Genomic DNA, 21,816 nt, shown 5'->3' with positions numbered 1-21,816 from the left:
CACAGGGTGACCGACGAGCCGCCGCCGGGCCGTTCGCACGGTGGCGGGCACGTCGCCGCGCGGCCGTTCCGGTGCCACCGCAGTCCGCCCCGTGGACGCGCTGCCCATCCGAGCCCACTCCCGGTTACGCTGGCGCGGTGCGCCCTTCCCCGGACGCTCCGTGGTGCCCGGGAAGCCGCAAAGCCGACAGCCGTCGCATCCGAGGGAGCCTCATTCATGGCCGCGTTGCCGCCGACCCCTTCCGCAGACAGCCGGGCCCGTGTGTCCGCGCTCCGAGAAGCCCTGGCCACTCGAGTGGTGGTGGCCGACGGAGCCATGGGCACCATGCTCCAGGCGCAGGACCCCACACTCGAGGACTTCGAGAACCTCGAAGGCTGCAACGAGATCCTCAACGTGACCCGGCCGGACATCGTCCGTTCGGTCCACGCCGAGTACTTCGACGCCGGTGTGGACTGCGTGGAGACCAACACCTTCGGCGCCAACCACACCGCCGCCGCCGAGTACGACATCTCCGACCGTGTGCACGAGCTGTCCGAGACGGGCGCCCGGATCGCCCGCGAGGTGGCCGACGAGTACGCCGCCCGGGACGGCCGCCCGCGCTGGGTGCTCGGCTCGGTCGGCCCCGGCACCAAGCTGCCCACGCTCGGCCACGTCGCCTACGCCACGATCCGCGACGGCTACCAGGCCAACGCCGAGGGCCTGCTCGCCGGCGGTGCGGACGCGCTGCTCGTGGAGACCACCCAGGACCTGCTCCAGACGAAGGCCTCCGTCCTGGGCGCCCGCCGCGCCATGGAGGCCACCGGCGTCGAGGTGCCGCTGCTGTGCTCGATGGCCTTCGAGACCACCGGCACCATGCTCCTCGGCTCCGAGATCGGCGCGGCGCTGACCGCGCTGGAGCCCCTCGGCATCGACATGATCGGCCTGAACTGCTCCACCGGCCCGGCCGAGATGAGCGAGCACCTGCGCTACCTGACGCGCCACTCGCGCATCCCCCTGCTGTGCATGCCGAACGCCGGCCTGCCGATCCTCACCAAGGACGGCGCGCACTTCCCGCTCGACCCCGAGGGCCTCGCCGACGCCCAGCAGATCTTCGTCCAGGACTACGGACTCTCCCTCGTCGGCGGCTGCTGCGGCACCACCCCCGAGCACCTGCGCCAGCTGGTCGAGCGCGTCCGCGACGTGACCCCGACCGAGCGCAGCCCGCAGCCCGAGCCGGGCGCGGCCTCGCTGTACCAGTCCGTGCCGTTCCGGCAGGACACCTCGTACCTGGCCATCGGCGAGCGCACCAACGCCAACGGCTCGAAGAAGTTCCGCGAGGCCATGCTGGAGGGCCGCTGGGACGACTGCGTGGAGATGGCCCGCGACCAGATCCGCGAGGGCGCGCACATGCTCGACCTGTGCGTGGACTACGTCGGCCGGGACGGCGTCGCCGACATGGAGGAGCTCGCCGGCCGCTTCGCCACCGCCTCCACCCTGCCGATCGTGCTGGACTCCACCGAGGTCGACGTCATCCAGGCCGGCCTGGAGAAGCTCGGCGGCCGCGCGGTGATCAACTCGGTCAACTACGAGGACGGCGACGGCCCCGACTCCCGTTTCGCCAAGGTGACGGCCCTGGCCAAGGAGCACGGCGCGGCCCTGATCGCGCTGACCATCGACGAGGAGGGCCAGGCCCGCACCGCCGAGAAGAAGGTCGAGATCGCCGAACGCCTCATCGCCGACCTGACCGGCAACTGGGGCATCCACGAGGAGGACATCCTCGTCGACTGTCTGACCTTCACCATCTGCACCGGCCAGGAGGAGTCCCGCAAGGACGGCATCGCCACCATCGAGGGCATCCGCGAGCTGAAGCGCCGCCACCCCAAGGTGCAGACCACCCTCGGCCTGTCCAACATCTCCTTCGGCCTCAACCCGGCCGCCCGCATCCTGCTGAACTCCGTCTTCCTCGACGAGTGCGTCAAGGCGGGCCTGGACTCGGCCATCGTGCACGCCTCGAAGATCCTCCCGATCGCCCGCTTCAGCGAGGAGGAGGTGCAGACGGCCCTGGACCTCATCCACGACCGCCGCGCCGAGGGCTACGACCCGCTGCAGAAGCTCATGCAGCTCTTCGAGGGCGCCACCGCCAAGTCCCTCAAGGCGGGAAAGGCAGAGGAACTGGCCGCCCTGCCGCTGGACGAGCGTCTGAAGCGCCGCATCATCGACGGTGAGAAGAACGGCCTCGAAGCGGACCTGGACGAGGCCCTCCAGGAGCGCCCCGCCCTGGACATCGTCAACGAGACCCTGCTGGACGGCATGAAGGTCGTCGGCGAACTGTTCGGCTCCGGCCAGATGCAGCTGCCGTTCGTACTTCAGTCCGCCGAGGTCATGAAGTCGGCCGTCGCCCACCTCGAACCGCACATGGAGAAGTCCGACGAGGCGGGCAAGGGCACCATCGTGCTCGCCACCGTCCGCGGCGACGTGCACGACATCGGCAAGAACCTCGTCGACATCATCCTGTCCAACAACGGCTACAACGTCGTCAACCTGGGCATCAAGCAGCCGGTCTCCGCGATCCTGGACGCCGCCGAGGAGCACCGGGCCGACGTCATCGGCATGTCCGGACTCCTGGTCAAGTCCACCGTGATCATGAAGGAGAACCTGGAGGAGCTGAACCAGCGCGGTCTGGCGGCAGACTTCCCGGTCATCCTCGGCGGCGCCGCCCTGACCCGGGCCTACGTCGAGCAGGACCTGCACGAGATCTACGAGGGCGAGGTCCGCTACGCCCGCGACGCCTTCGAGGGCCTGCGCCTGATGGACGCCCTGATCGGCGTCAAGCGGGGCGTGCCCGGCGCCAAGCTGCCCGAGCTGAAGCAGCGCCGGGTCAGGGCCGCCGCCCCGGCCGCCGTCGAGGAACGCCCCGAGGAGGGGCACGTCCGCTCCGACGTCGCCACCGACAACCCCGTCCCCGAGCCGCCCTTCCGCGGCACCCGCGTGATCAAGGGCATCCAGCTCAAGGAGTACGCGAGCTGGCTCGACGAGGGGGCCCTCTTCAAGGGCCAGTGGGGCCTGAAGCAGGCCCGCACCGGCGAGGGCCCCTCCTACGACGAGCTCGTCGAGAGCGAGGGACGGCCCCGGCTGCGCGGCCTGCTGGACCGGCTCCAGACGGAGAACCTGCTGGAGGCGGCCGTGGTCTACGGCTACTTCCCGTGCGTCTCCAAGGACGACGACCTGATCATCCTGGACGAGCAGGGCAACGAGCGCACCCGCTTCACCTTCCCGCGCCAGCGCCGCGGCCGCCGCCTGTGCCTGGCCGACTTCTTCCGCCCGGAGGAATCCGGCGAGACCGACGTCGTCGGCCTCCAGGTCGTCACCGTCGGCTCACGCATCGGCGAGGAGACCGCGCGGCTCTTCGAGGCCAACGCCTACCGGGACTACCTCGAACTGCACGGGCTGTCCGTGCAGCTGGCCGAGGCGCTCGCCGAGTACTGGCACGCGCGCGTGCGCTCCGAACTCGGCTTCGCCGGCGAGGACCCGGACGAGATGCAGGGCATGTTCGAGCTGAAGTACCGGGGCGCCCGCTTCTCCCTCGGCTACGGTGCCTGCCCGAACCTGGAGGATCGCGCCAAGATCGCCGACCTGCTCCAGCCTGAGCGCATCGGCGTCCAGCTGTCCGAGGAGTTCCAGCTGCACCCCGAGCAGTCCACGGACGCCATCGTGATCCACCACCCGGAGGCGAAGTACTTCAACGCCCGCTGAGCGGCCCTCCGGCGCACGCCGCGGCCACCCCCGGCGTATCCACGGTGTGCCCCGGGGCACAGCCGCTAAACGAGGCACATCGCTCACGGACGACGTAGACTGGTCGGTCCACTGCAGGCCGGTTCCCCGTGTGGGAACCGGCCTGATCGTCCCTCAAGGAGGTAGGTGGATGACCAGTACGGTCCCCGCGCTCGGTACCCGGTCGGCCGAGGGGTCGGCCCTGCAGGCGGTGCTCCTCGACATGGACGGCACCCTGGTGGACACGGAGGGCTTCTGGTGGGACGTCGAGGTCGAGGTCTTCGCCTCCCTCGGCCACACGCTCGACGAGTCCTGGCGCCATGTCGTCGTGGGCGGGCCGATGACCCGCAGCGCCGGGTTCCTCATCGAGGCCACCGGCGCCGACATCGCCCTGGACGAGCTCACCGTGCTCCTGAACGACGGCTTCGAGGACCGCATCGACTGCGCCCTGCCGCTGATGCCGGGAGCCGGCCGGCTGCTCGCCGAGCTGTACGAGTACGAGATCCCCACCGCCCTCGTCTCCGCCTCGCACCGGCGCATCATCGACCGGGTCCTCACCTCGCTCGGCGCCCACCACTTCGGCCTGACCGTGGCCGGCGACGAGGTGCCGCGCACCAAGCCCCATCCCGACCCGTACCTGGCCGCCGCCGCCGGGCTCGGCGCCGACCCGGCCCGGTGCGCCGTCATCGAGGACACCGCGACCGGCGTCGCCGCCGCCGAGGCCGCGGGCTGCCAGGTCGTGGCTGTGCCCTCCGTGGCACCCATCACCCCGGCCCTGCGCCGCACCGTCGTCACCTCCCTCGAAGACGTCGACCTGACATTTCTGCACGGCCTGATGACGGAAATGCGCTAGGCGTTCACCCAGCGTGCAGCGGCCTTAGAGCGGCAATTCCGAAGGTGAATTCGACCTCCTCCCGGCGATCGAATTCCCGTACCCCGGAACCCGTTTACGCGTGTGACGTTCCCCACGTGGTCCGGGGTCGACAGTCGATCCGGCGTGTGCTGCGCACCCCTCCCGGGGGGCCATCGGCGTGCCCTTGTGTCCCGATTGATGGAACGCTGTACCAAAGCTTCCACTGTCGGGTTTTCGGTCTGTCCGCGCCCGGTTCCGCAGCGTGATGGGTGCTCAACTCCGGTGGCTGCGAACCCTCCTGCCGGCCCGGACTAATCTCGTCGCGAGAACATCGCCCCACCCCCGTGATCCGCTGCGCCACCCCTGCATGCCGGATACACGGAGTCGACAGCTCTGGAGAATCTCGAGCATGAACCGCAAGACTTTGGTGCTGCCGGCCGTGATCGGCCTGCTCGCGCCGGTGCTCGCCGCCTGCGGCGGGACCGACAGCGGGAGCAGCGACAGCGACGCGATCGTCGCCGGCACCACGGATCGGTTCACCGCCTCGAAGGACGCCCCCGCGCCCCTCGACCCGGCGTACGCCTACGACGTCGGCACCTGGAACATCCTGCGCCAGACCGTGCAGACCCTGATGATCCAGCCGCGCGGCGAGGGCGAGCCGGTACCGGAGGCCGCCGAGCGGTGCGGCTTCACCGACACCGGAAACGAGCGCTACGCCTGCACCCTGCGCGATGGCCTGACGTTCTCCAACGGCAACGCTGTCACCGCGGCCGACGTGAAGTACTCCATCGACCGCGCCCGCTCCCTCAAGGCCGACAGCGGGGTGTTCGCACTGCTGTCCACCATCGACACCATCGAGACCCAGGGCGACCGCGAGGTCATCTTCCACCTCAAGACGGCCGACGCGACCTTCCCGTACAAGCTGTCGACCCCCGTCGCCGGCATCGTCGACCCCGAGGACTACCCGAAGAACAAGCTGCGCGACGGCTTCGACCTGGAGGGCTCCGGCCCGTACACCCTCAAGGCCGACGTCGAGGACGGCGAGCTGGTCAAGGCCGAGTTCACCAAGAACCCCGACTACAAGGGGACCCTCAAGGTGAACAACGACAAGGTCGACATGGTGTCCTTCAAGGACGCCGACGCCATGGGCGAGGCGCTGGACAAGGGCGACATCGACCTGATGACCCGCGCCATGTCGCCGGATCAGATCCGCAAGCTCTCGGGCGACTCCGACACCGACGTGGACCTCGTCGAGATGCCCGGCCTGGAGATCCGCTACCTGGGCTTCAACACCGACGCCCCGACGGTGAAGTCCAAGGCGGTGCGCCAGGCGATGGCCCAGATCGTCAACCGCAGCGCCCTGGTCTCCAAGGTCTACGGCTCCCAGGCCGAACCGCTCTACTCGCTGGTCCCGGCCAGCGTCACCGGCCACTCGAACTCGTTCTTCAACAAGTACGGCGAGCCGAACGTCACCAAGGCCCGCGCCCTGCTCAACCAGGCGAACATCACGACCCCGGTGAAGCTGACGCTGCACTACACCACCGACCACTACGGCCCGGCCACCAAGAAGGAGTTCGAGGTCCTGCGCGACCAGCTGAACTCCAGCGGCCTGTTCGACGTCGGCATCAAGGGCATCCCTTGGGACACGTTCCGCCCGGCCGAGAGGAAGGGCGAGTACGACGTCTACGGCATGGGCTGGTTCCCGGACTTCCCGGACGCCGACAACTTCCTCGCGCCGTTCCTCGACGCCGACAACACCCTCGGCTCGCCGTACGACAACAGCCGGATCCGCAACACCCTGATCCCGGAGTCCCGCCGTGAGGCGGACCGGCTGTCCGCCTCCACCAGCCTGACGGACATTCAGGACATCGTCGCCGGCGATGTGCCGGTGCTGCCACTGTGGCAGGGCAAGCAGTACGTCGCCGCTCGCGACGACGTCACGGGTACCGCCTACTCGCTCAACTCCGCCTCGACGCTCCAGCTGTGGGAGCTCGGGCGGGGCGTGAGCGGCTGACGCACCCGCTGGATCCCCGGGGCCGGTGACCGTGGCCCTCGGGGAACCGTGCCCCGGAGCCAGGACATGCTCCGGGAGTTCTCGAGAACCGACGACAAGGCACACACGTGAACCTACGCAACCAGTGGCCGGTCCTGCCCATCGTGGCGGGCCTCGCCTCCGGACTGCTGACCGGCTGTGGCACGGAGAGCGGAGACTCCGCGGGGGACGGCTCCAACGTGGTGGTGGGGATGTCCGACGACGTCCTGGCCACGGACCCGGCCTCCGGCTACGACCCCGGCTCCTGGCTGTTGTTCAACAACGTCTTCCAGTCCCTGCTGAGCTTCCCCAAGGGCGCGACGGAACCCCAGCCGGAGGCCGCCGAAGCCTGCGCCTTCAGCGACACGCAGACCCGGGTCTACAAGTGCACGCTGAAGGACGGCCTCAAGTTCAGCAACGGTGACGCGCTCACCTCCGAGGACGTGAAGTTCTCCTTCGACCGCATGCTGAAGATCAACGACCCCGACGGGCCCGCGATCATGTTCCCCACGCTCGACAAGGTCGAGACCCCGGACGAGAAGACGGTCGTCTTCCAGCTGAACACAGCCGACGCCACCTTCCCGAGCAAGATCGCCTCCGGTGCCGGTTCGATCGTCGACCACAACGAGTACGACGCGGGCAAGCTCCGCAAGGACGGCCAGGCCGTCGGCTCCGGCCCGTACAAGCTCGACTCGTTCGACGACGGCCAGGCCGTCTTCTCCGTCAACGAGAACTACAAGGGCACCGCCAAGGTGAAGAACACCGGCGTGACGCTCAAGTTCTTCGACGGCGACCAGACCGCCCTGAAGCAGGCCATCCAGAACGAGGAGGTCGACATCGCCTACCGCGGTCTCACCGCGGGCGACGTCGCCGACATGGAGAAGGCCGACGACGGCACCGGCACGGAGGTCGTCGAGGGCAGCAGCGCCGAGGTCCAGCACCTGGTGTTCAACATGGACGACCCGGTCGCCGGAAAGCTCGGCGTGCGCAAGGCCATCGCCCACCTGCTCGACCGCGAAGCCCTCATCAAGGACGTCTACCAGGGCACCGCGACCCCGCTGTACTCGATCATCCCGGCGGGTATCGCGGGCCACAACACGGCCTTCTTCGACACCTACGGCGCCCGCCCCTCCAGGGCCAAGGCCCGGGCCGCGCTGCGCGAGGACGGCATCACCGGCAAGGTGAAGCTCACCCTCTGGTCGACCCCGTCCCGCTACGGCCCCGCGACCGACCAGGAGCTGAACGCCATCGCCGGCCAGCTCAACGCCAGCGGCCTGTTCGACGCGAGCGTCAAGTCCGTGCCCTTCGGCCAGTACGAGAAGGACATCGCCGCCGGCAAGTACGGCGTCTACGTGAAGGGCTGGGTGCCGGACTACCCGGACGCCGACAACTTCACCGCCCCCTTCTTCGGCAAGGGCAACGTGCTGAGCAACAACTACGACAACAGCACGATCACCGGCTCGCTCATCCCGCGCACCGCCGCCATGACCAACCGGGCCTCCACGGAGAAGGAGTTCGGGGAGCTGCAGGACATCGTCGCCGACGAACTGCCCGTCCTGCCCGTGTGGCAGGCCAAGCAGTACGCGGTCGTCCGCGACGGCGTCTACGGCCTGGAGTACTGCCTCGACGCCTCCACGGTGTTCCGCTTCTGGGAGCTCAGCAAGGACGCCTGACGCACCGGCGTGAAGAAGGGCGCCTCCCGCTCGGCGGGGGGCGCCCTCTCGCGTACCGGCTCGGGGCCGTCACTGCGCGCCGGGACGCACCAGCCCGCTCTCGTACGCGTACACCGCCGCCTGTACGCGGTCGCGCAGGCCCAGCTTCGTCAGCACATGGCCCACGTGCGTCTTCACGGTGGTCTCGCTGACGAACAGGTCGGCGGCGATCTCCGCGTTGGACAGCCCGCGCGCCACCAGCTTCAGCACCTCGACCTCGCGGTCGGTGAGCGTGTGCAGGGTGTCCGGCACCGGCTCGTCACCCGACGGCAGATGCGTGGCGTACTTGTCGAGCAGCCGACGGGTGATGCTCGGCGCGAGCATGGCCTCGCCCCCGGCGACGACCCGGATGGCCTGCACCAGCTCGTTGGCGGGAGCGTCCTTGAGCAGGAACCCGCTGGCACCGGCCCGCAGCGCCTCCACCACGTACTCGTCGAGGTCGAACGTGGTCAGCACCAGCACCTTCGCCGGGCCGTCCCGCCCGGGCCCGGTGATCTGCCGGGTCGCCTCCACACCGTCCATCCGCGGCATGCGGATGTCCATCAGAACCACATCGGGCTGTAGCGCACGCACCTGGTCGAGTGCCTGCAGTCCGTCACCGGCCTCCCCGACGACCGCGAGGTCCTGCTCGGCCTCCAGGATCATCCGGAAGCCGGTACGGAGCAGCGGCTGGTCGTCGACCAGTAGGACGCGGATGGCCACGTAAGTCTCCTTCGCTAGTCCGGCCCCATTCTGCCCTGCGCGGGCCCGCCGGACTCAGCCGCCCTCACCTGCGGCGGGCTGCACCGAAAGCCCCGCCTCGGGCGCCGGCAGCGGATACGGCGGGGGAGTGCCCCCGAACTCCGGGCAGTGCGCCTGGTGGTCGCACCAGCCGCACAGCTTCGTGGGGCGGGGCCGCCAGTCGCCCGTCTCGGTGGCGAGCCGGATCGCGTCCCACAGCGCCAGCAGCTTGCGCTCGACCCGCTCCAGGTCGGCGAGCACCGGGTCGTACGTCAGCACCTGGCCGCTGCCGAGGTAGACCAGCTGCAGCCGCCGGGGCACCACGTTCTTCAGCCGCCACACCACCAGGGCGTAGAACTTCATCTGGAACAGGGCGCCCTCGGAGTACTCCGGCCTGGGCGCCTTCCCCGTCTTGTAGTCGACGATCCGGACCTCGCCCGTGGGGGCCACGTCGACCCGGTCGATGATGCCGCGAAGCCGCAGCCCCGACTCCAGCTCGGCCTCGACGAAGAGCTCCCGCTCGGCCGGCTCCAGACGACTGGGGTCCTCCAGAGTGAACCAGCGCTCGACGAGCTGCTCCGCCTCGCCCAGCCAGCGCGCCAGCCGCTCGCCCTCGGGATCGTCGGCGAACAGCTCCCCGACCTCCGGCCGGGTCTCGCGCAGCCGGTCCCACTGGCCGGGGATCAGGGACTTCGCCCGCGACGCCGTGCGCTCGGCGGCCGGGGCGTCGAAGAGCCGCTCCAGGACCGCGTGCACCAGCGTGCCCCTGGTCGCGGCCTCGCTCGGCTTCTCCGGGAGGCGGTCGATCACCCGGAAGCGGTAGAGCAACGGGCACTGCATGAAGTCGCCGGCACGGGAGGGGGACAGCGATGTGGGCGGTAGGGCGGCGGACCCGGTCACGAGCTCGCTCACGGCCGCGGTCTCGGCCGCTGCCTCCGCCACGGACTGTGCCTGTGCCGCCGTGTCCGCCGGCGGCCGCGTGGGCCCGGCCGGTACCGGATCCACCGCCGCGGCCGGGCTGCTGTCGGGCTGCGCCGCGCCCTCGGTGCTCGTCTCCATGCCCCAGACCTTACGGCCCGCCACTGACAGTGACCCGGCCGCGTTCCGTGGGGGAAGCCGGGAGAGGAGGTCGACGTACGGGAAACACAGGGGTGCCGGGGCGAAACGCACCGCGACGGACGCATACCATCGACTCGAGACCCTCCCGTCCGCCAGGCGCGGGAGACGCTTCGATCGAGGGGACACCGGTGGAGGAGAGCGGCAGGCGCGGGCGGCCGCAGTCCGGCAACGACGAGCCGGCCGAGCGCCACGCGGGAGCTCCGGTCCGGGCCACCGACCCGACCCCCGCCGAGGAACGGCCCACGGACGAGCACCGCTTCACCCCCGAGCAGCCCGCCCCGGCGCCGGAGCCGGCGGATGCCGCGACACCCGCGGACACCCCGGACGCTCCGCAGGGCAACGCGTCGGCGGACCCCTCTCACACCGTCGGTCCTTCGCCGGATCCAGAGAACCCGGATGACCGGACGCCGGATGCCCGGACCCCGGGCGAGCCGACTCCGGACGACCAGACTCCGGGTGGCCGGACGCCGGACGACCGGACCGCGGAGGCCCGGACTCCCGACGACCGGACCTCGGGCGATCAGGCGCCGGGTGGCCGGACGCCGGACGACACCGCCCCCGCCACGACGGAGCGCGAGCCGTCAGCGGACCCCGGCCCCACCGCCGGCGCTTCCCCCTCACGGGAGACGCCGGATGCCCCCGCTCCCGCCTCCACCGAGCACGACACACACCCCGACCGCGCCTACGCAGGCGGGCCTGACTCGGCGGCTTCCGCCGGTACGCCCGAGGCGGACCGGCTGCGCAAGGCCCCGGCCCCGAATGCGCGGCCCGGTCCTGACGCCCCGGACGCGGGCCCCGCCAGCCTCCACGGCGACCGCCCCCTCGCGCACTCCGCCGACGGCAAGGGCCCCGCCCCCCAGCGGCCCGAGCCCCGGGGCGGGCTCCTCATGGGGCGGCCCTTCGGGGTGCCCGTGTACGTCGCGCCGAGCTGGTTCCTCGTCGCCGCGCTGATCACCTGGGTGTTCGGCGGCCAGCTGGAGCGCGTGCTGCCCGAGCTCGGCGCCGCCCGCTACCTGGTCTCGCTGTTCTTCGCCGTCGCCTTCTACGCCTCCGTACTCGTCCACGAACTGGCCCACACGGTCGCCGCCCTCCGCTTCAAGCTCCCGGTCCGCCGCATCCAGCTCCAGTTCTTCGGCGGTGTCTCCGAGATCGAGAAGGAGGCCGAGACCCCCGGCCGCGAGTTCGTGCTGGCCTTCGTCGGGCCCCTGCTCTCCCTCGTCCTCGCCGGAGTCTTCTACGCCGCCCTGCTGGCCGTGGAACCCGGCACCGTCCCGGGCGTCCTGCTCGCCGGACTGATGATCTCCAACCTCATCGTGGCCGCGTTCAACCTCCTGCCCGGCCTGCCCCTCGACGGCGGCCGCATGCTCCGCGCCGTCGTCTGGAAGATCACCGGCAAGCCGATGAAGGGCACCATCGCCGCCGCCTGGGTCGGCCGCGCCCTCGCCGTCTCCGTCCTCATCGGGCTGCCGCTGCTGACCCAGTCCGGCGCGCTCGGCACCGACGCCGTCGACAACGTCGGCATGGACACCGTCCTCGACGCCCTCCTCGCCGCCATCCTCGCCGCGATCATCTGGACCGGCGCAGGCAACAGCCTGCGCATGGCCCGGCTGCGCGAGCACCTCCCCGAACTGCGCGCCCGCGCCCTCACCCGCCGCGCGGTCCCGGTGGAGACCGGCACCCCGCTCTCGGAGGCCCTGCGCCGCGCCAACGCCGCCGGTGCCCGCGCCCTGGTCGTCGTCGACGCCGACGGCCACCCCCTCTCCCTCGTCCGAGAGGCCGCCATCGCCGGCGTACCCGAGCATCGCCGCCCCTGGGTCGCCGTCAGCGGCCTCGCCCAGGACCTCACCGACGGCATGCGGGTCTCGGCGGAACTCTCGGGAGAGGAACTCCTCGACGCCCTGCGCGCCACCCCCGCGACCGAGTACCTGGTGGTGGAGGAGACGGGCGAGATCTACGGCGTGCTGTCGGCGGCCGACGTGGAACGGGCTTTCGTGAAGGCGATGGCGAGGCCCAGCTGAGTGGTCGGAGCCCCTCTCGGGGACCGGTAGGCTGGTCGCATGTCCGAACCGACCGGTGCCGCCCGCAGGCGCGGGCCCTTCAAGGTCGGGGACCAGGTTCAGCTGACCGACCCCAAGGGCCGCCACTACACGTTCACGCTCGAGGCCGGGAAGAACTTCCACACCCACAAGGGTTCCTTCCCCCACGACGAACTGATCGGCGCTCCCGAGGGCAGCGTTGTCCGCACCACGGGGAACGTCGCCTACCTCGCGCTGCGCCCCCTGCTCCCCGACTACGTCCTGTCCATGCCCCGCGGCGCCGCCGTGGTCTACCCCAAGGACGCGGGGCAGATCCTCGCCTTCGCCGACATCTTCCCCGGCGCGCGCGTCGTGGAGGCGGGCGTCGGCTCCGGCTCGCTCAGCAGCTTCCTGCTGCGGGCGATCGGCGACCAGGGCATGCTGCACAGCTACGAGCGCCGGGCGGACTTCGCCGAGATCGCCCAGGCGAACGTGGAGCGTTACTTCGGCGGACCGCACCCCGCCTGGCAGCTCACCGTCGGCGACCTCCAGGACAACCTGTCCGACGCCGACGTGGACCGCGTCATCCTCGACATGCTCGCCCCCTGGGAGTGCCTGGAGGCCGTCTCCAAGGCGCTCGTCCCCGGCGGCATCCTGTGCTGCTACGTGGCGACCACCACCCAGCTCGCCCGGACCGTCGAGTCCATCCGCGAGATCGGCTGCTTCAACGAGCCGACCTCGTGGGAGACGATGATCCGCAACTGGCACATCGAGGGCCTGGCCGTCCGCCCGGACCACCGGATGATCGGCCACACCGGCTTCCTGCTCACCGCCCGCCGCCTCGCCGACGGCGTCGAGCCGCCCATGCGCCGCCGCCGCCCCGCCAAGGGCGCCTACGGCGAGGACTACGCGGGTCCCAACGCCGACGGCGGCACCGCTCGCTGAAGCGGCTTGTCACCGCATCCAACGCACCGGCGCCGTGCCGGAGTTCCCGGGTCCGTCCCGGAACTCCGGCACGGCGCCCTTCCGTTGCCGCCCCGGGTGACCCCCGTCCGACGCCGTCGACCTGCCGCGCGGGCCGTGAGGGCCCGGGCGCGGCGCTGCGCGGGCACGGTCCCGTCGGTCCGCTGACACAGCGGCAGGAACCGTAACCCCTCTCACTTCCCCGGCACAGGAGATGCACACCCCGCCGTTCCCTCCCGCTGTGACGTGTGGCACCATGCTGGCCACCCCACCGGCACAGCCTCAGGAGACCCTCCTAGTGCAGTCTTCCGCCGTCCCGGAGCTCGCCCACGCCCACACCCGCCCCATCCACTGGCTCGCCACCGCGACGGCCGTCGCCGGGGTGGTGGCCTTTTCCTCGGTTCTGCAGCCCGGTGCGGCGACCGCCGCCCAGCCCGCCGCCCCCGAGACCAAGAGCGCCCCGGCGCACCTGACTCCGCCCGACCCGGCCGCGGTGGCGTTCCCGATCGAGTGCGGCCCGGTGAAGGCCGTGGTGAAGAAGCGGGCTTCCGGAGACCTGGACGGCGACGGCCGGCCCGAGACGGTGGCCGTGGTCCACTGCGACTCCCCGATGGGCACCCCGCCGGACGGCGTGTACGTCCTGACCCGCGACACCGCCGGCGCCAAGCCGCGCGTCGTGGCCACCCTGCTCGACCCCAAGGACGGCACCACCGTCACCGACTTCGGCATCGTCGACGCAGCCGTCAAGGCCACGCTCCTCGGCTACTCCTCGGCCGACGTGCCGCGTTGCTGCCCCGACGTGAAGAGCGACGCGAAATGGCGTTGGCGTGACGGCTCGTTCGTCCGCTCGGCGCCGGCCGGGGCACGCAGCGTGTGAGGCGTGTGCGACGCCGTGTGTGAGATATCAGACAGTAGAAACGGAACGTGGAGAAGTAGTCACTCTGCGTCTGGTCCGTAGACTTCCGCCCTGTCCGAAACCCGCCGTACGTGGATGCACTCGCCCGGACACTCCTTCGCGGAGTCGATCACGTCCGTGAGAAGCGGCAGCGGAACGGGCGTTGTCGCTCCCTTGTCCTGGAGCAACTCGTCGTCGGCGCTCTTCACATAGGCCAGACCGTCGATGTCCAGCTCGAACACCTCGGGCGCGTACTGGGCGCAGATGCCGTCACCGGTACACAGGTCCTGGTCGATCCAGACCTCCAGCTCCTCGCCCGCTGCCCCGGCCACCTGCTGCACGCTCATCTCTCCTGCCGTTTCTCCGCCGGGCCGGGCCGGGAATCCGGCCAGCTCCGGCGGGTGTTGAACAGTTCGACCCTACCTTCGCCTGGGTTCCAATCATGTTCGCTGGGTATTCCCCTGGCGTGAGGGAGAGCGCAAGGGTGAAGATCGGACACACCCCGACCGTCTTTGTGATCTAGGGGTTTCAATCGACACCCGCCCAGGTAGGGTCTGGAAGCGTCCAGCTCCCCTTGGAGGAGGTGAGGACCGTGGCAGCCCACGACGACGACATGAACCGCGGCATCCGCCCGGGACGCGGGTCCGACGACCCGGCCGGGCAGATCGCCTACCTTGAGCAGGAGATCGCCGTCCTGCGGCGCAAGCTCGCCGACTCTCCGCGACACACGAGGATTCTCGAAGAGCGGATCGTCGAGCTGCAGACCAATCTGGCCGGCGTGTCCGCGCAGAACGAACGACTCGCCAACACGCTCCGTGAGGCCCGGGACCAGATCGTGGCCCTCAAGGAGGAAGTCGACCGGCTCGCACAGCCGCCGGCCGGCTTCGGGGTCTTCCTGACGGCGAACGAGGACGGCACCGCCGACATCTTCACCGGCGGCCGCAAGCTCAGGGTGAACGTCAGCCCCAGCGTCGAGCTCGACGAGCTCCGGCGCGGCCAGGAAGTAATGCTCAACGAAGCGCTCAACGTGGTCGAGGCCATGGAGTTCGAGCGCGTCGGTGACATCGTCACCCTCAAGGAGATCCTCGAGGACGGCGAGCGGGCACTCGTGCTCGGGCACACCGACGAGGAGCGGGTGGTACGGCTCGCCGAGCCGCTGCTGGACGTGAACATCCGGCCCGGTGACGCCCTGCTGCTCGAACCCCGCTCGGGTTACGTCTACGAGATCGTTCCGAAGAGCGAGGTCGAGGAACTCGTCCTCGAAGAAGTCCCCGACATCGGCTACGAGCAGATCGGCGGTCTCGGCGGCCAGATCGAGGCCATCCGCGACGCGGTCGAGCTGCCGTACCTCTACCCGGACCTGTTCAAGGAGCACGAACTGCGGCCGCCCAAGGGCGTCCTGCTGTACGGGCCTCCCGGATGCGGCAAGACGCTCATCGCCAAGGCCGTGGCCAACTCGCTGGCCAAGAAGGTCGCCGAGGTGACCGGCCAGGCCGCCGGCAAGAGCTTCTTCCTCAACATCAAGGGCCCCGAGCTCCTGAACAAGTACGTCGGTGAGACGGAGCGGCAGATCCGCCTCGTCTTCCAGCGGGCCCGTGAGAAGGCCAGCGAGGGCACGCCCGTCATCGTCTTCTTCGACGAGATGGAGTCCCTCTTCCGCACCCGTGGCTCCGGTGTCAGCTCGGACGTGGAGAACACCATCGTCCCGCAGCTGCTCGCCGAGATCGACGGTGTGGAGGGCCTGCAGAACGTGGTCGTGATCGGCGCCTCCAACCGCGAGGACATGATCGACCCCGCCATCCTGCGGCCCGGCCGGCTCGACGTGAAGATCAAGATCGAGCGTCCGGACGCCGAGGCGGCCAAGGACATCTTCGGCAAGTACCTCACGGAGCGCCTCCCGCTGCACGGCGACGACCTCGCCGAGCACAGCGGCTCCAAGGCCACCACCGTCCAGAGCATGATCCAGACGGCAGTGGAACAGATGTACGCCGAATCCGAGGAGAACCGCTTCCTGGAAGTCACCTACGCCAATGGTGACAAGGAAGTCCTCTACTTCAAGGACTTCAACTCCGGCGCCATGATCGAGAACATCGTGGGCCGTGCCAAGAAGATGGCGATCAAGGACTTCCTCGAGAAGAACCAGAAGGGCCTCCGCGTCTCCCACCTCCTCCAGGCCTGCGTGGACGAGTTCAAGGAGAACGAGGACCTGCCGAACACCACCAACCCGGACGACTGGGCCCGGATCTCCGGAAAGAAGGGCGAGCGGATCGTGTACATCCGTACGCTCATCACCGGAAAGCAGGGCGCGGACACCGGACGCTCCATCGACACGGTGGCGAATACCGGCCAGTACCTGTAAAAGGCAGGGCGGCTGCGGGTGCCCTCGGCGGGTACCCGCAGCCGACTGTTTTTCGGGCCACGGCTGGAGCAACGCAATGACGCAAATGATCTCCCCACCAGTGCAAAGGCGTTCTAGGCTCTTGCGTACCGCCGAGTCGCGCAGTGCGGGGACGGGCACCGCACACGCAACCGAGCGCCAGCGGTATCTGAGTGGCGCCCACGACCGAGGGTGCCGCCGGGCAAGGAGGGCCGCATGACCGTACGGCGAGTAATGGGCATCGAGACGGAGTACGGGATCTCCGTCCCCGGCCACCCCAACGCCAATGCCATGCTCACCTCGTCCCAGATCGTGAACGCCTACGCGGCGGCGATGCACCGGGCCCGCCGGGCTCGCTGGGACTTCGAGGAGGAGAACCCGCTGCGGGACGCGCGAGGCTTCGACCTCGCCCGCGAGTCCGCCGACTCCAGCCAGCTCACCGACGAGGACATCGGCCTGGCCAACGTGATCCTCACCAACGGTGCACGGCTCTACGTCGACCACGCACACCCCGAGTACAGCTCCCCCGAGGTGACCAACCCCCGGGACGCCGTCCTCTGGGACAAGGCCGGCGAGCGGATCATGGCGGAGGCCGCGGAACGGGCCGCGCAGCTGCCCGGTGCCCAGCCGATCCACCTGTACAAGAACAACACCGACAACAAGGGCGCGTCCTACGGCACGCACGAGAACTACCTGATGAAGCGGGAGACCCCCTTCTCGGACATCGTGCGCCACCTGACGCCGTTCTTCGTCTCCCGTCAGGTCTTCGCCGGAGCGGGCCGCGTCGGCATCGGCCAGGACGGGCACGAGCACGGCTTCCAGCTCAGCCAGCGAGCCGACTACTTCGAGGTCGAGGTCGGCCTCGAGACGACGCTCAAGCGCCCCATCATCAACACCCGCGACGAGCCGCACGCGGACGCCGAGAAGTACCGGCGGCTGCACGTGATCATCGGTGACGCGAACCTGTCGGAGATCTCGACCTACCTCAAGCTGGGCACGACCTCGCTGGTGCTGTCGATGATCGAGGACGGTTTCATCGCCGTCGACCTGGCCGTCGACCAGCCCGTCCGCACCCTCCACCAGGTCTCGCACGACCCGTCCCTGAAGCGTGTGGTCACGCTGCGCAGCGGCCGTACGCTCACGGCGGTCCAGTTGCAGATGGAGTACTACGAGCTGGCGCGCAAGTACGTGGAGGAGCGCTTCGGCGCCGACGCGGACGAACAGACCAAGGACGTCCTGTCGCGCTGGGAGGACACCCTCACCCGTCTGGAGCACGACCCGATGAGCCTGGCCGGAGAGCTGGACTGGGTCGCCAAGCGGGAGCTCATGGAGGGCTACCGGCGCCGGGACAGCCTCGACTGGGACGCCGCGCGACTGCACCTGGTCGACCTCCAGTACGCCGACGTACGGCCCGAGAAGGGCCTGTACAACCGTCTGGTGGCCCGCGGGCGCATGAAGCGGCTGCTGGCCGACGCGGACGTGGAGCGGGCCCGTACGACGCCTCCTGAGGACACGCGGGCGTACTTCCGCGGCCGCTGCCTGGAGCAGTACGCGGACGACGTCGCGGCGGCCTCCTGGGACTCGGTGATCTTCGATCTGCCCGGCCGGGACTCGCTGCAGCGGGTCCCAACCCTGGAACCGCTTCGCGGAACGCGTAATCACGTCAAGGAGCTCCTTGACCGCTGCCGCACCGCGGAAGACCTGGTCAGGGTCCTGTCCGGGGGGTGAGCGCAGATCGCGGGTACTCGGGAGGGGCCCGCCGGGCAGGGTGGAAAATCCCTGGTCCGGGAATCATCGAGGTGGTCCCCGTACGTTGGAGCAACTGCGGGGCCATTGTCAGACCCGGCGAGTAGGGTCTGATCTTGACCGAGCAACTGTGTCGGGCGAACCGAGCGGGGTGAGGGATATGGCGACCAAGGACACCGGCGGCGGACAGCAGAAGGCCACCCGGTCCACCGAGGAGGTCGAGGAGCAGACTGCGGAGACGCAGGCTTCGGAGGACCTCAAGGAGCGTCAGGAGAAGCTGAGCGACGACGTGGACTCGGTCCTGGACGAGATCGACGACGTACTCGAGGAGAACGCCGAGGACTTCGTGCGGTCCTTCGTTCAAAAGGGTGGCCAGTAAGGCGCCTGAGCCTTCATTCCGAAGGTGAACGGAGTGCATGGGTGAGGACCGGCCGAAGCGCGGAGCGCTGCGCGCGGGGCACCGCATGACGTGATGCCCCGACGTGCGGCGCTCCGGGCGTCGGCGGACCCCACGGCCCGCCGGACGCTCGGCGTGCGCGGCCGGCAAGTGCGGCGCCGCTCCGGCGGAGTTGGTCCCGCCGGGCATGTGGATCACCGCCGAAGGACGGGTAGGGTCCGAGGCATACCGAGCCCCCGGTGGCAACCGGACCGGGGTTTGTTCCAAGGATCGGCCCGACGTCACAGGGCGGGCTGTCGCATACGTGGAAGGAATCGCGTGGAAGCCAACACTCGTAGCACCGGGCGTCTACCAGCTGCCTTCCTGACGCCAGGGTCTTCCTCCTTCATGGACTTCCTGTCCGAGCACCAGCCGGAGATCCTCCCCGGCAACCGGCAACTGCCCCCCACCCAGGGCGTGATCGAGGCACCGCACGGCACGACCATCGTCGCCGTGACGTTCCCCGGCGGTGTGGTCCTCGCCGGCGACCGGCGGGCCACCATGGGCAACGTCATCGCGCAGCGGGACATCGAGAAGGTCTTCCCGGCCGACGAGTACTCGGCGGTGGGCATCGCCGGCACGGCGGGCCTGGCCGTGGAGATGGTGAAGCTGTTCCAGCTGGAGCTGGAGCACTTCGAGAAGGTCGAGGGCGCGCAGCTGTCCCTGGAGGGCAAGGCGAACCGGCTGTCGACGATGATCCGCTCCAACCTCGGCATGGCCATGCAGGGCCTGGCCGTGGTGCCGCTGTTCGCCGGGTACGACGTGGACCGCGGCAAGGGCCGGATCTTCTCCTACGACGTCACCGGCGGCCGCTCCGAGGAGCACAACTACGCGGCCACCGGGTCCGGGTCGATCTTCGCTCGCGGTGCGATGAAGAAGCTCTTCCGGGACGACCTCAGCGAGGCCGAGGCCACCACACTGGTGATCCAGGCGCTCTACGACGCGGCCGACGACGACTCCGCGACCGGTGGTCCCGATGTCGCCCGCCGGATCTATCCCATCGTCACCGTGATCACCGACGACGGCTTCCGCCGGCTCACCGAGGACGAGGCGTCCGAGATCGCGCGCTCGATTCTCGAGCGGCGGCTGGAGCAGCCCGACGGGCCGCGGGCCGCGCTGCTGTAGCGGCGATCGTCTTCGTGAGGGTGGTCCAGTGAACCGACGGAATCTTCAAGAGAGGGACGGATAACCGGTGTCGACGCCGTTCTATGTCTCACCCCAGCAGGCCATGGCCGACCGGGCGGAGTACGCCCGCAAGGGCATCGCCCGTGGTCGCAGCCTGGTCGTGCTGCAGTTCGCCGACGGCATCGTGTTCGTCGGCGAGAACCCGTCCCGTGCGCTGCACAAGTTCAGCGAGATCTACGACCGGATCGGCTTCGCGGCCGCCGGCAAGTACAACGAGTACGAGAACCTGCGGATCGGCGGCGTGCGCTACGCCGATCTGCGGGGTTACACCTACGACCGGGACGATGTGACGGCCCGGGGCCTGGCGAACGTGTACGCGCAGACGCTCGGCACGATCTTCTCCAGCGCCGCCGAGAAGCCGTACGAGGTCGAGCTGGTCGTCGCCGAGGTCGGGGAGACGCCCGAGGGCGACCAGATCTACCGGCTGCCGCACGACGGCTCCATCGTGGACGAGCACGGCTCGGTCGCGGTGGGCGGCAACGCCGAGCAGATCAGCAGCTATCTGGACCAGCGCCACCAGGAGGGCATGACCCTCGCGGAGGCGCTGAAGCTGGCGGTGCAGGCGCTGTCCCGCGACACCAACGGCAGCGAGCGGGAGATCCCCGCGGAGCGGCTGGAAGTCGCGGTGCTGGACCGCACCCGGCCGCAGAAGCGCAAGTTCAAGCGGATCAGCGGGCCTCAGCTGTCCCGTCTGCTCGCTGCGGGTGCCGCCGGCGGTGACGAGGGAGCGTCGGAGGACGCCGAGTAGTTCTGAGGCGGTGTGACGCGCCCCGGCCAGTGCGTTCGTGGCCGGGGCGCGTTGCCGTGTGCGGCTGCGGGCTCACTGAGCCTGCGGGCATGCGTGCCGCTGGGGGCGGCACGGGTGGGCGCAGGCGGCACCTCGCCGCGCCGAGTTGCGCGTCAACCCGGCCTCGGCAGCCACGCCGGGCTCAGCTGGCGAGGCGGTGCTGTAGAGCTTCGCACCACCAACTGGACCGGAATGTCCCCGCTCTCGGGTTCGCGGCCCTCCAGCACCGCCAGGAGTGCCCGCATGCCCCGCTCCCCGAACAGCTCCGCGTTCAGGTGGACCGTCGTCAGCTCCGGGTCCATCGCCGTGGCCAGGGCCAGGTCGTCGACGCCCGTGACCGACAGATCGTCCGGGATGCGCAACCCCAGGCGGCGGGCCGCCTTGTACGTGCCGGTCGCGAGCAGGTCGTCGTCGCAGATCACGGCGGTGGGGCGGTCGCCGGGGGCGGAGAGGGCGGCCTGCGCGGCCGGCACCGCCCCCTCGATGGAGATCGGGGAGCGGGCCGTACGCACCGTGGTGCCCGGCACCTCGTCCAGCCGCGCCGCCAGTTCCCGGGCGCGGACCTCGAACGTCCAGGACGGGACGTCCGCCGCGAGGTGCAGGAAGTGGCGGTGCCCCAGGGACAGCAGGTGCTCGGCGGCCTGCCGGATGCCGTCGGCGATGTCCAGGTTCACCGTCGCCGCACCCAGGCTCCCGGCCGGGTCGCTGTCCAGCATCACCAGCGGGAGCGCCTCGCCGCGGATCGCGGTCAGGGCGTCCGCGGCCATCGAGGAGGCGATCACACCGTCCAGCGCGGACTGCGCGGAGGCGAAGGGGTCACGGGCCGGGCCGATGCCCTCGGGGGAGGGGTAGAGAACCACGCCGAAGCCGTGCTCGGCGGCGACCCTGGCTGCGCCCGTGTAGACGCCGGCGAAGAACTCCGTGGTGAGGGCCGGGACGACCAGGAGGACCGTGCGGGTGCGGCCCAGGCGCAGGTTGCGGGCGGCCAGGTTCGGGCGGTAGCCCAGGTCGCGGGCGGCCTCCCGGACGCGTTCCGCCGTGGCCTCGGAGACCCGGCCGCGCCATTTGTCGCCGAGGACCAGCGACACGGCCGCCTGGGAGACGCCGGCGGCGTGGGCGACGTCCCGGCTCGTGGGTCGGGTGCTGCCTCGTGCCACCGTCGGCCCGCTCCTTCGTCTGGACTCGTGAACAGCGGACATGGTACGTATGAGATCCGACGTTATACG

At 70.1% G+C, this 21,816-nt stretch carries 15 protein-coding genes and 1 pseudogene; 12 read left to right on the top strand and 4 right to left on the bottom strand.

Annotated elements, in window-relative coordinates; translation table 11 throughout:
- The first annotated feature begins 216 nt into the window (after positions 1-216).
- From metH to AB0937_RS21185, 4 genes are all read left to right on the top strand, one after another.
- Positions 217-3,732 carry a methionine synthase gene (gene metH / locus AB0937_RS21200; protein WP_366713664.1) on the top strand — a complete coding sequence of 1,172 codons (3,516 nt, stop codon included), beginning with the start codon at positions 217-219 and terminating at the stop codon, positions 3,730-3,732.
- A gap of 169 nt (positions 3,733-3,901) precedes the next feature.
- Positions 3,902-4,603: an HAD family phosphatase gene (locus AB0937_RS21195; protein WP_366713663.1), complete on the top strand. Its 702-nt coding sequence runs from the start codon at positions 3,902-3,904 to the stop codon at positions 4,601-4,603.
- A gap of 409 nt (positions 4,604-5,012) precedes the next feature.
- Positions 5,013-6,617, top strand: a complete 1,605-nt coding sequence (locus tag AB0937_RS21190) for an ABC transporter substrate-binding protein (protein WP_366713661.1) — start codon at positions 5,013-5,015, stop codon at positions 6,615-6,617.
- Between the two features lie 107 nt (positions 6,618-6,724).
- Positions 6,725-8,308, top strand: a complete 1,584-nt coding sequence (locus tag AB0937_RS21185) for an ABC transporter substrate-binding protein (protein ID WP_366713660.1) — start codon at positions 6,725-6,727, stop codon at positions 8,306-8,308.
- A 69-nt stretch (positions 8,309-8,377) separates the two neighbouring features.
- Here AB0937_RS21185 and AB0937_RS21180 read toward each other — a convergent pair whose 3' ends face one another.
- Both AB0937_RS21180 and AB0937_RS21175 read right to left on the bottom strand, forming a co-directional pair.
- A complete protein-coding gene (locus tag AB0937_RS21180; protein ID WP_030946009.1) occupies positions 8,378-9,049 on the bottom strand; it encodes a response regulator transcription factor in 672 nt (223 codons plus the stop codon).
- 14 nt (positions 9,050-9,063) lie between these two features.
- A pseudogene (locus AB0937_RS21175) lies at positions 9,064-10,126 on the bottom strand (RecB family exonuclease).
- A gap of 188 nt (positions 10,127-10,314) precedes the next feature.
- On the opposite strand from AB0937_RS21175, the gene AB0937_RS21170 reads away from it, so the two are divergent.
- The 3 genes from AB0937_RS21170 (at position 10,315) to AB0937_RS21160 (ending at position 14,041) form a co-directional block, all read left to right on the top strand.
- Positions 10,315-12,204, top strand: a complete 1,890-nt coding sequence (locus AB0937_RS21170; protein ID WP_366713659.1) for a site-2 protease family protein — start codon at positions 10,315-10,317, stop codon at positions 12,202-12,204.
- A 39-nt stretch (positions 12,205-12,243) separates the two neighbouring features.
- Positions 12,244-13,146: a tRNA (adenine-N1)-methyltransferase gene (locus tag AB0937_RS21165; RefSeq protein ID WP_031141913.1), complete on the top strand. Its 903-nt coding sequence runs from the start codon at positions 12,244-12,246 to the stop codon at positions 13,144-13,146.
- Between the two features lie 316 nt (positions 13,147-13,462).
- Positions 13,463-14,041 carry a hypothetical protein gene (locus tag AB0937_RS21160; protein ID WP_366713657.1) on the top strand — a complete coding sequence of 193 codons (579 nt, stop codon included), beginning with the start codon at positions 13,463-13,465 and terminating at the stop codon, positions 14,039-14,041.
- A gap of 59 nt (positions 14,042-14,100) precedes the next feature.
- Here the strand turns inward: AB0937_RS21160 and AB0937_RS21155 are convergent, their stop codons facing one another.
- Positions 14,101-14,406 (bottom strand): ferredoxin, encoded by a 306-nt coding sequence (locus AB0937_RS21155; RefSeq protein WP_234848456.1) that lies wholly within the window; start codon positions 14,404-14,406, stop codon positions 14,101-14,103.
- Positions 14,407-14,651: 245 nt separating this feature from the next.
- Here AB0937_RS21155 and arc point away from each other — a divergent pair, with 245 nt between their 5' ends.
- From arc to prcA, 5 genes are all read left to right on the top strand, one after another.
- A complete protein-coding gene (gene arc / locus AB0937_RS21150) occupies positions 14,652-16,418 on the top strand; it encodes a proteasome ATPase (RefSeq protein ID WP_361117146.1) in 1,767 nt (588 codons plus the stop codon).
- A gap of 234 nt (positions 16,419-16,652) precedes the next feature.
- Positions 16,653-18,164, top strand: a complete 1,512-nt coding sequence (gene dop, locus AB0937_RS21145; RefSeq protein WP_366713654.1) for a depupylase/deamidase Dop — start codon at positions 16,653-16,655, stop codon at positions 18,162-18,164.
- Positions 18,165-18,342: 178 nt separating this feature from the next.
- The gene (locus tag AB0937_RS21140; RefSeq protein ID WP_328428856.1) at positions 18,343-18,561 is read left to right on the top strand and encodes a ubiquitin-like protein Pup; all 219 of its coding nucleotides are present in this window, start codon (positions 18,343-18,345) and stop codon (positions 18,559-18,561) included.
- Positions 18,562-18,897: 336 nt separating this feature from the next.
- Positions 18,898-19,743 carry a proteasome subunit beta gene (gene prcB, locus AB0937_RS21135; RefSeq protein ID WP_366713652.1) on the top strand — a complete coding sequence of 282 codons (846 nt, stop codon included), beginning with the start codon at positions 18,898-18,900 and terminating at the stop codon, positions 19,741-19,743.
- A gap of 67 nt (positions 19,744-19,810) precedes the next feature.
- The gene (gene prcA / locus AB0937_RS21130) at positions 19,811-20,551 is read left to right on the top strand and encodes a proteasome subunit alpha (RefSeq protein WP_366713650.1); all 741 of its coding nucleotides are present in this window, start codon (positions 19,811-19,813) and stop codon (positions 20,549-20,551) included.
- A gap of 152 nt (positions 20,552-20,703) precedes the next feature.
- Here the strand turns inward: prcA and AB0937_RS21125 are convergent, their stop codons facing one another.
- Positions 20,704-21,789, bottom strand: a complete 1,086-nt coding sequence (locus tag AB0937_RS21125) for a LacI family DNA-binding transcriptional regulator (protein ID WP_366713648.1) — start codon at positions 21,787-21,789, stop codon at positions 20,704-20,706.
- Positions 21,790-21,816: the final 27 nt, after the last annotated feature.

The sequence above is a fragment of the Streptomyces sp. NPDC047880 genome (assembly GCF_040706515.1).
Classification (GTDB): Bacteria; Actinomycetota; Actinomycetes; order Streptomycetales; family Streptomycetaceae; genus Streptomyces.
Note: the sequence above shows the minus strand (reverse complement) of the source record. Positions and strands in the feature narration are given on the sequence as shown.

Coding starts and splice junctions, on each gene's coding strand:
- AB0937_RS21140 (WP_328428856.1), top strand. CDS start 18,343: ATGGCGACCAAGGACACCGGCGGCGGACAGCAGAAGGCCACCCGGTCC.
- AB0937_RS21155 (WP_234848456.1), bottom strand. CDS start 14,406: ATGAGCGTGCAGCAGGTGGCCGGGGCAGCGGGCGAGGAGCTGGAGGTC.
- AB0937_RS21125 (WP_366713648.1), bottom strand. CDS start 21,789: ATGTCCGCTGTTCACGAGTCCAGACGAAGGAGCGGGCCGACGGTGGCA.
- AB0937_RS21190 (WP_366713661.1), top strand. CDS start 5,013: ATGAACCGCAAGACTTTGGTGCTGCCGGCCGTGATCGGCCTGCTCGCG.
- AB0937_RS21195 (WP_366713663.1), top strand. CDS start 3,902: ATGACCAGTACGGTCCCCGCGCTCGGTACCCGGTCGGCCGAGGGGTCG.
- AB0937_RS21165 (WP_031141913.1), top strand. CDS start 12,244: ATGTCCGAACCGACCGGTGCCGCCCGCAGGCGCGGGCCCTTCAAGGTC.
- metH (WP_366713664.1), top strand. CDS start 217: ATGGCCGCGTTGCCGCCGACCCCTTCCGCAGACAGCCGGGCCCGTGTG.
- dop (WP_366713654.1), top strand. CDS start 16,653: ATGACCGTACGGCGAGTAATGGGCATCGAGACGGAGTACGGGATCTCC.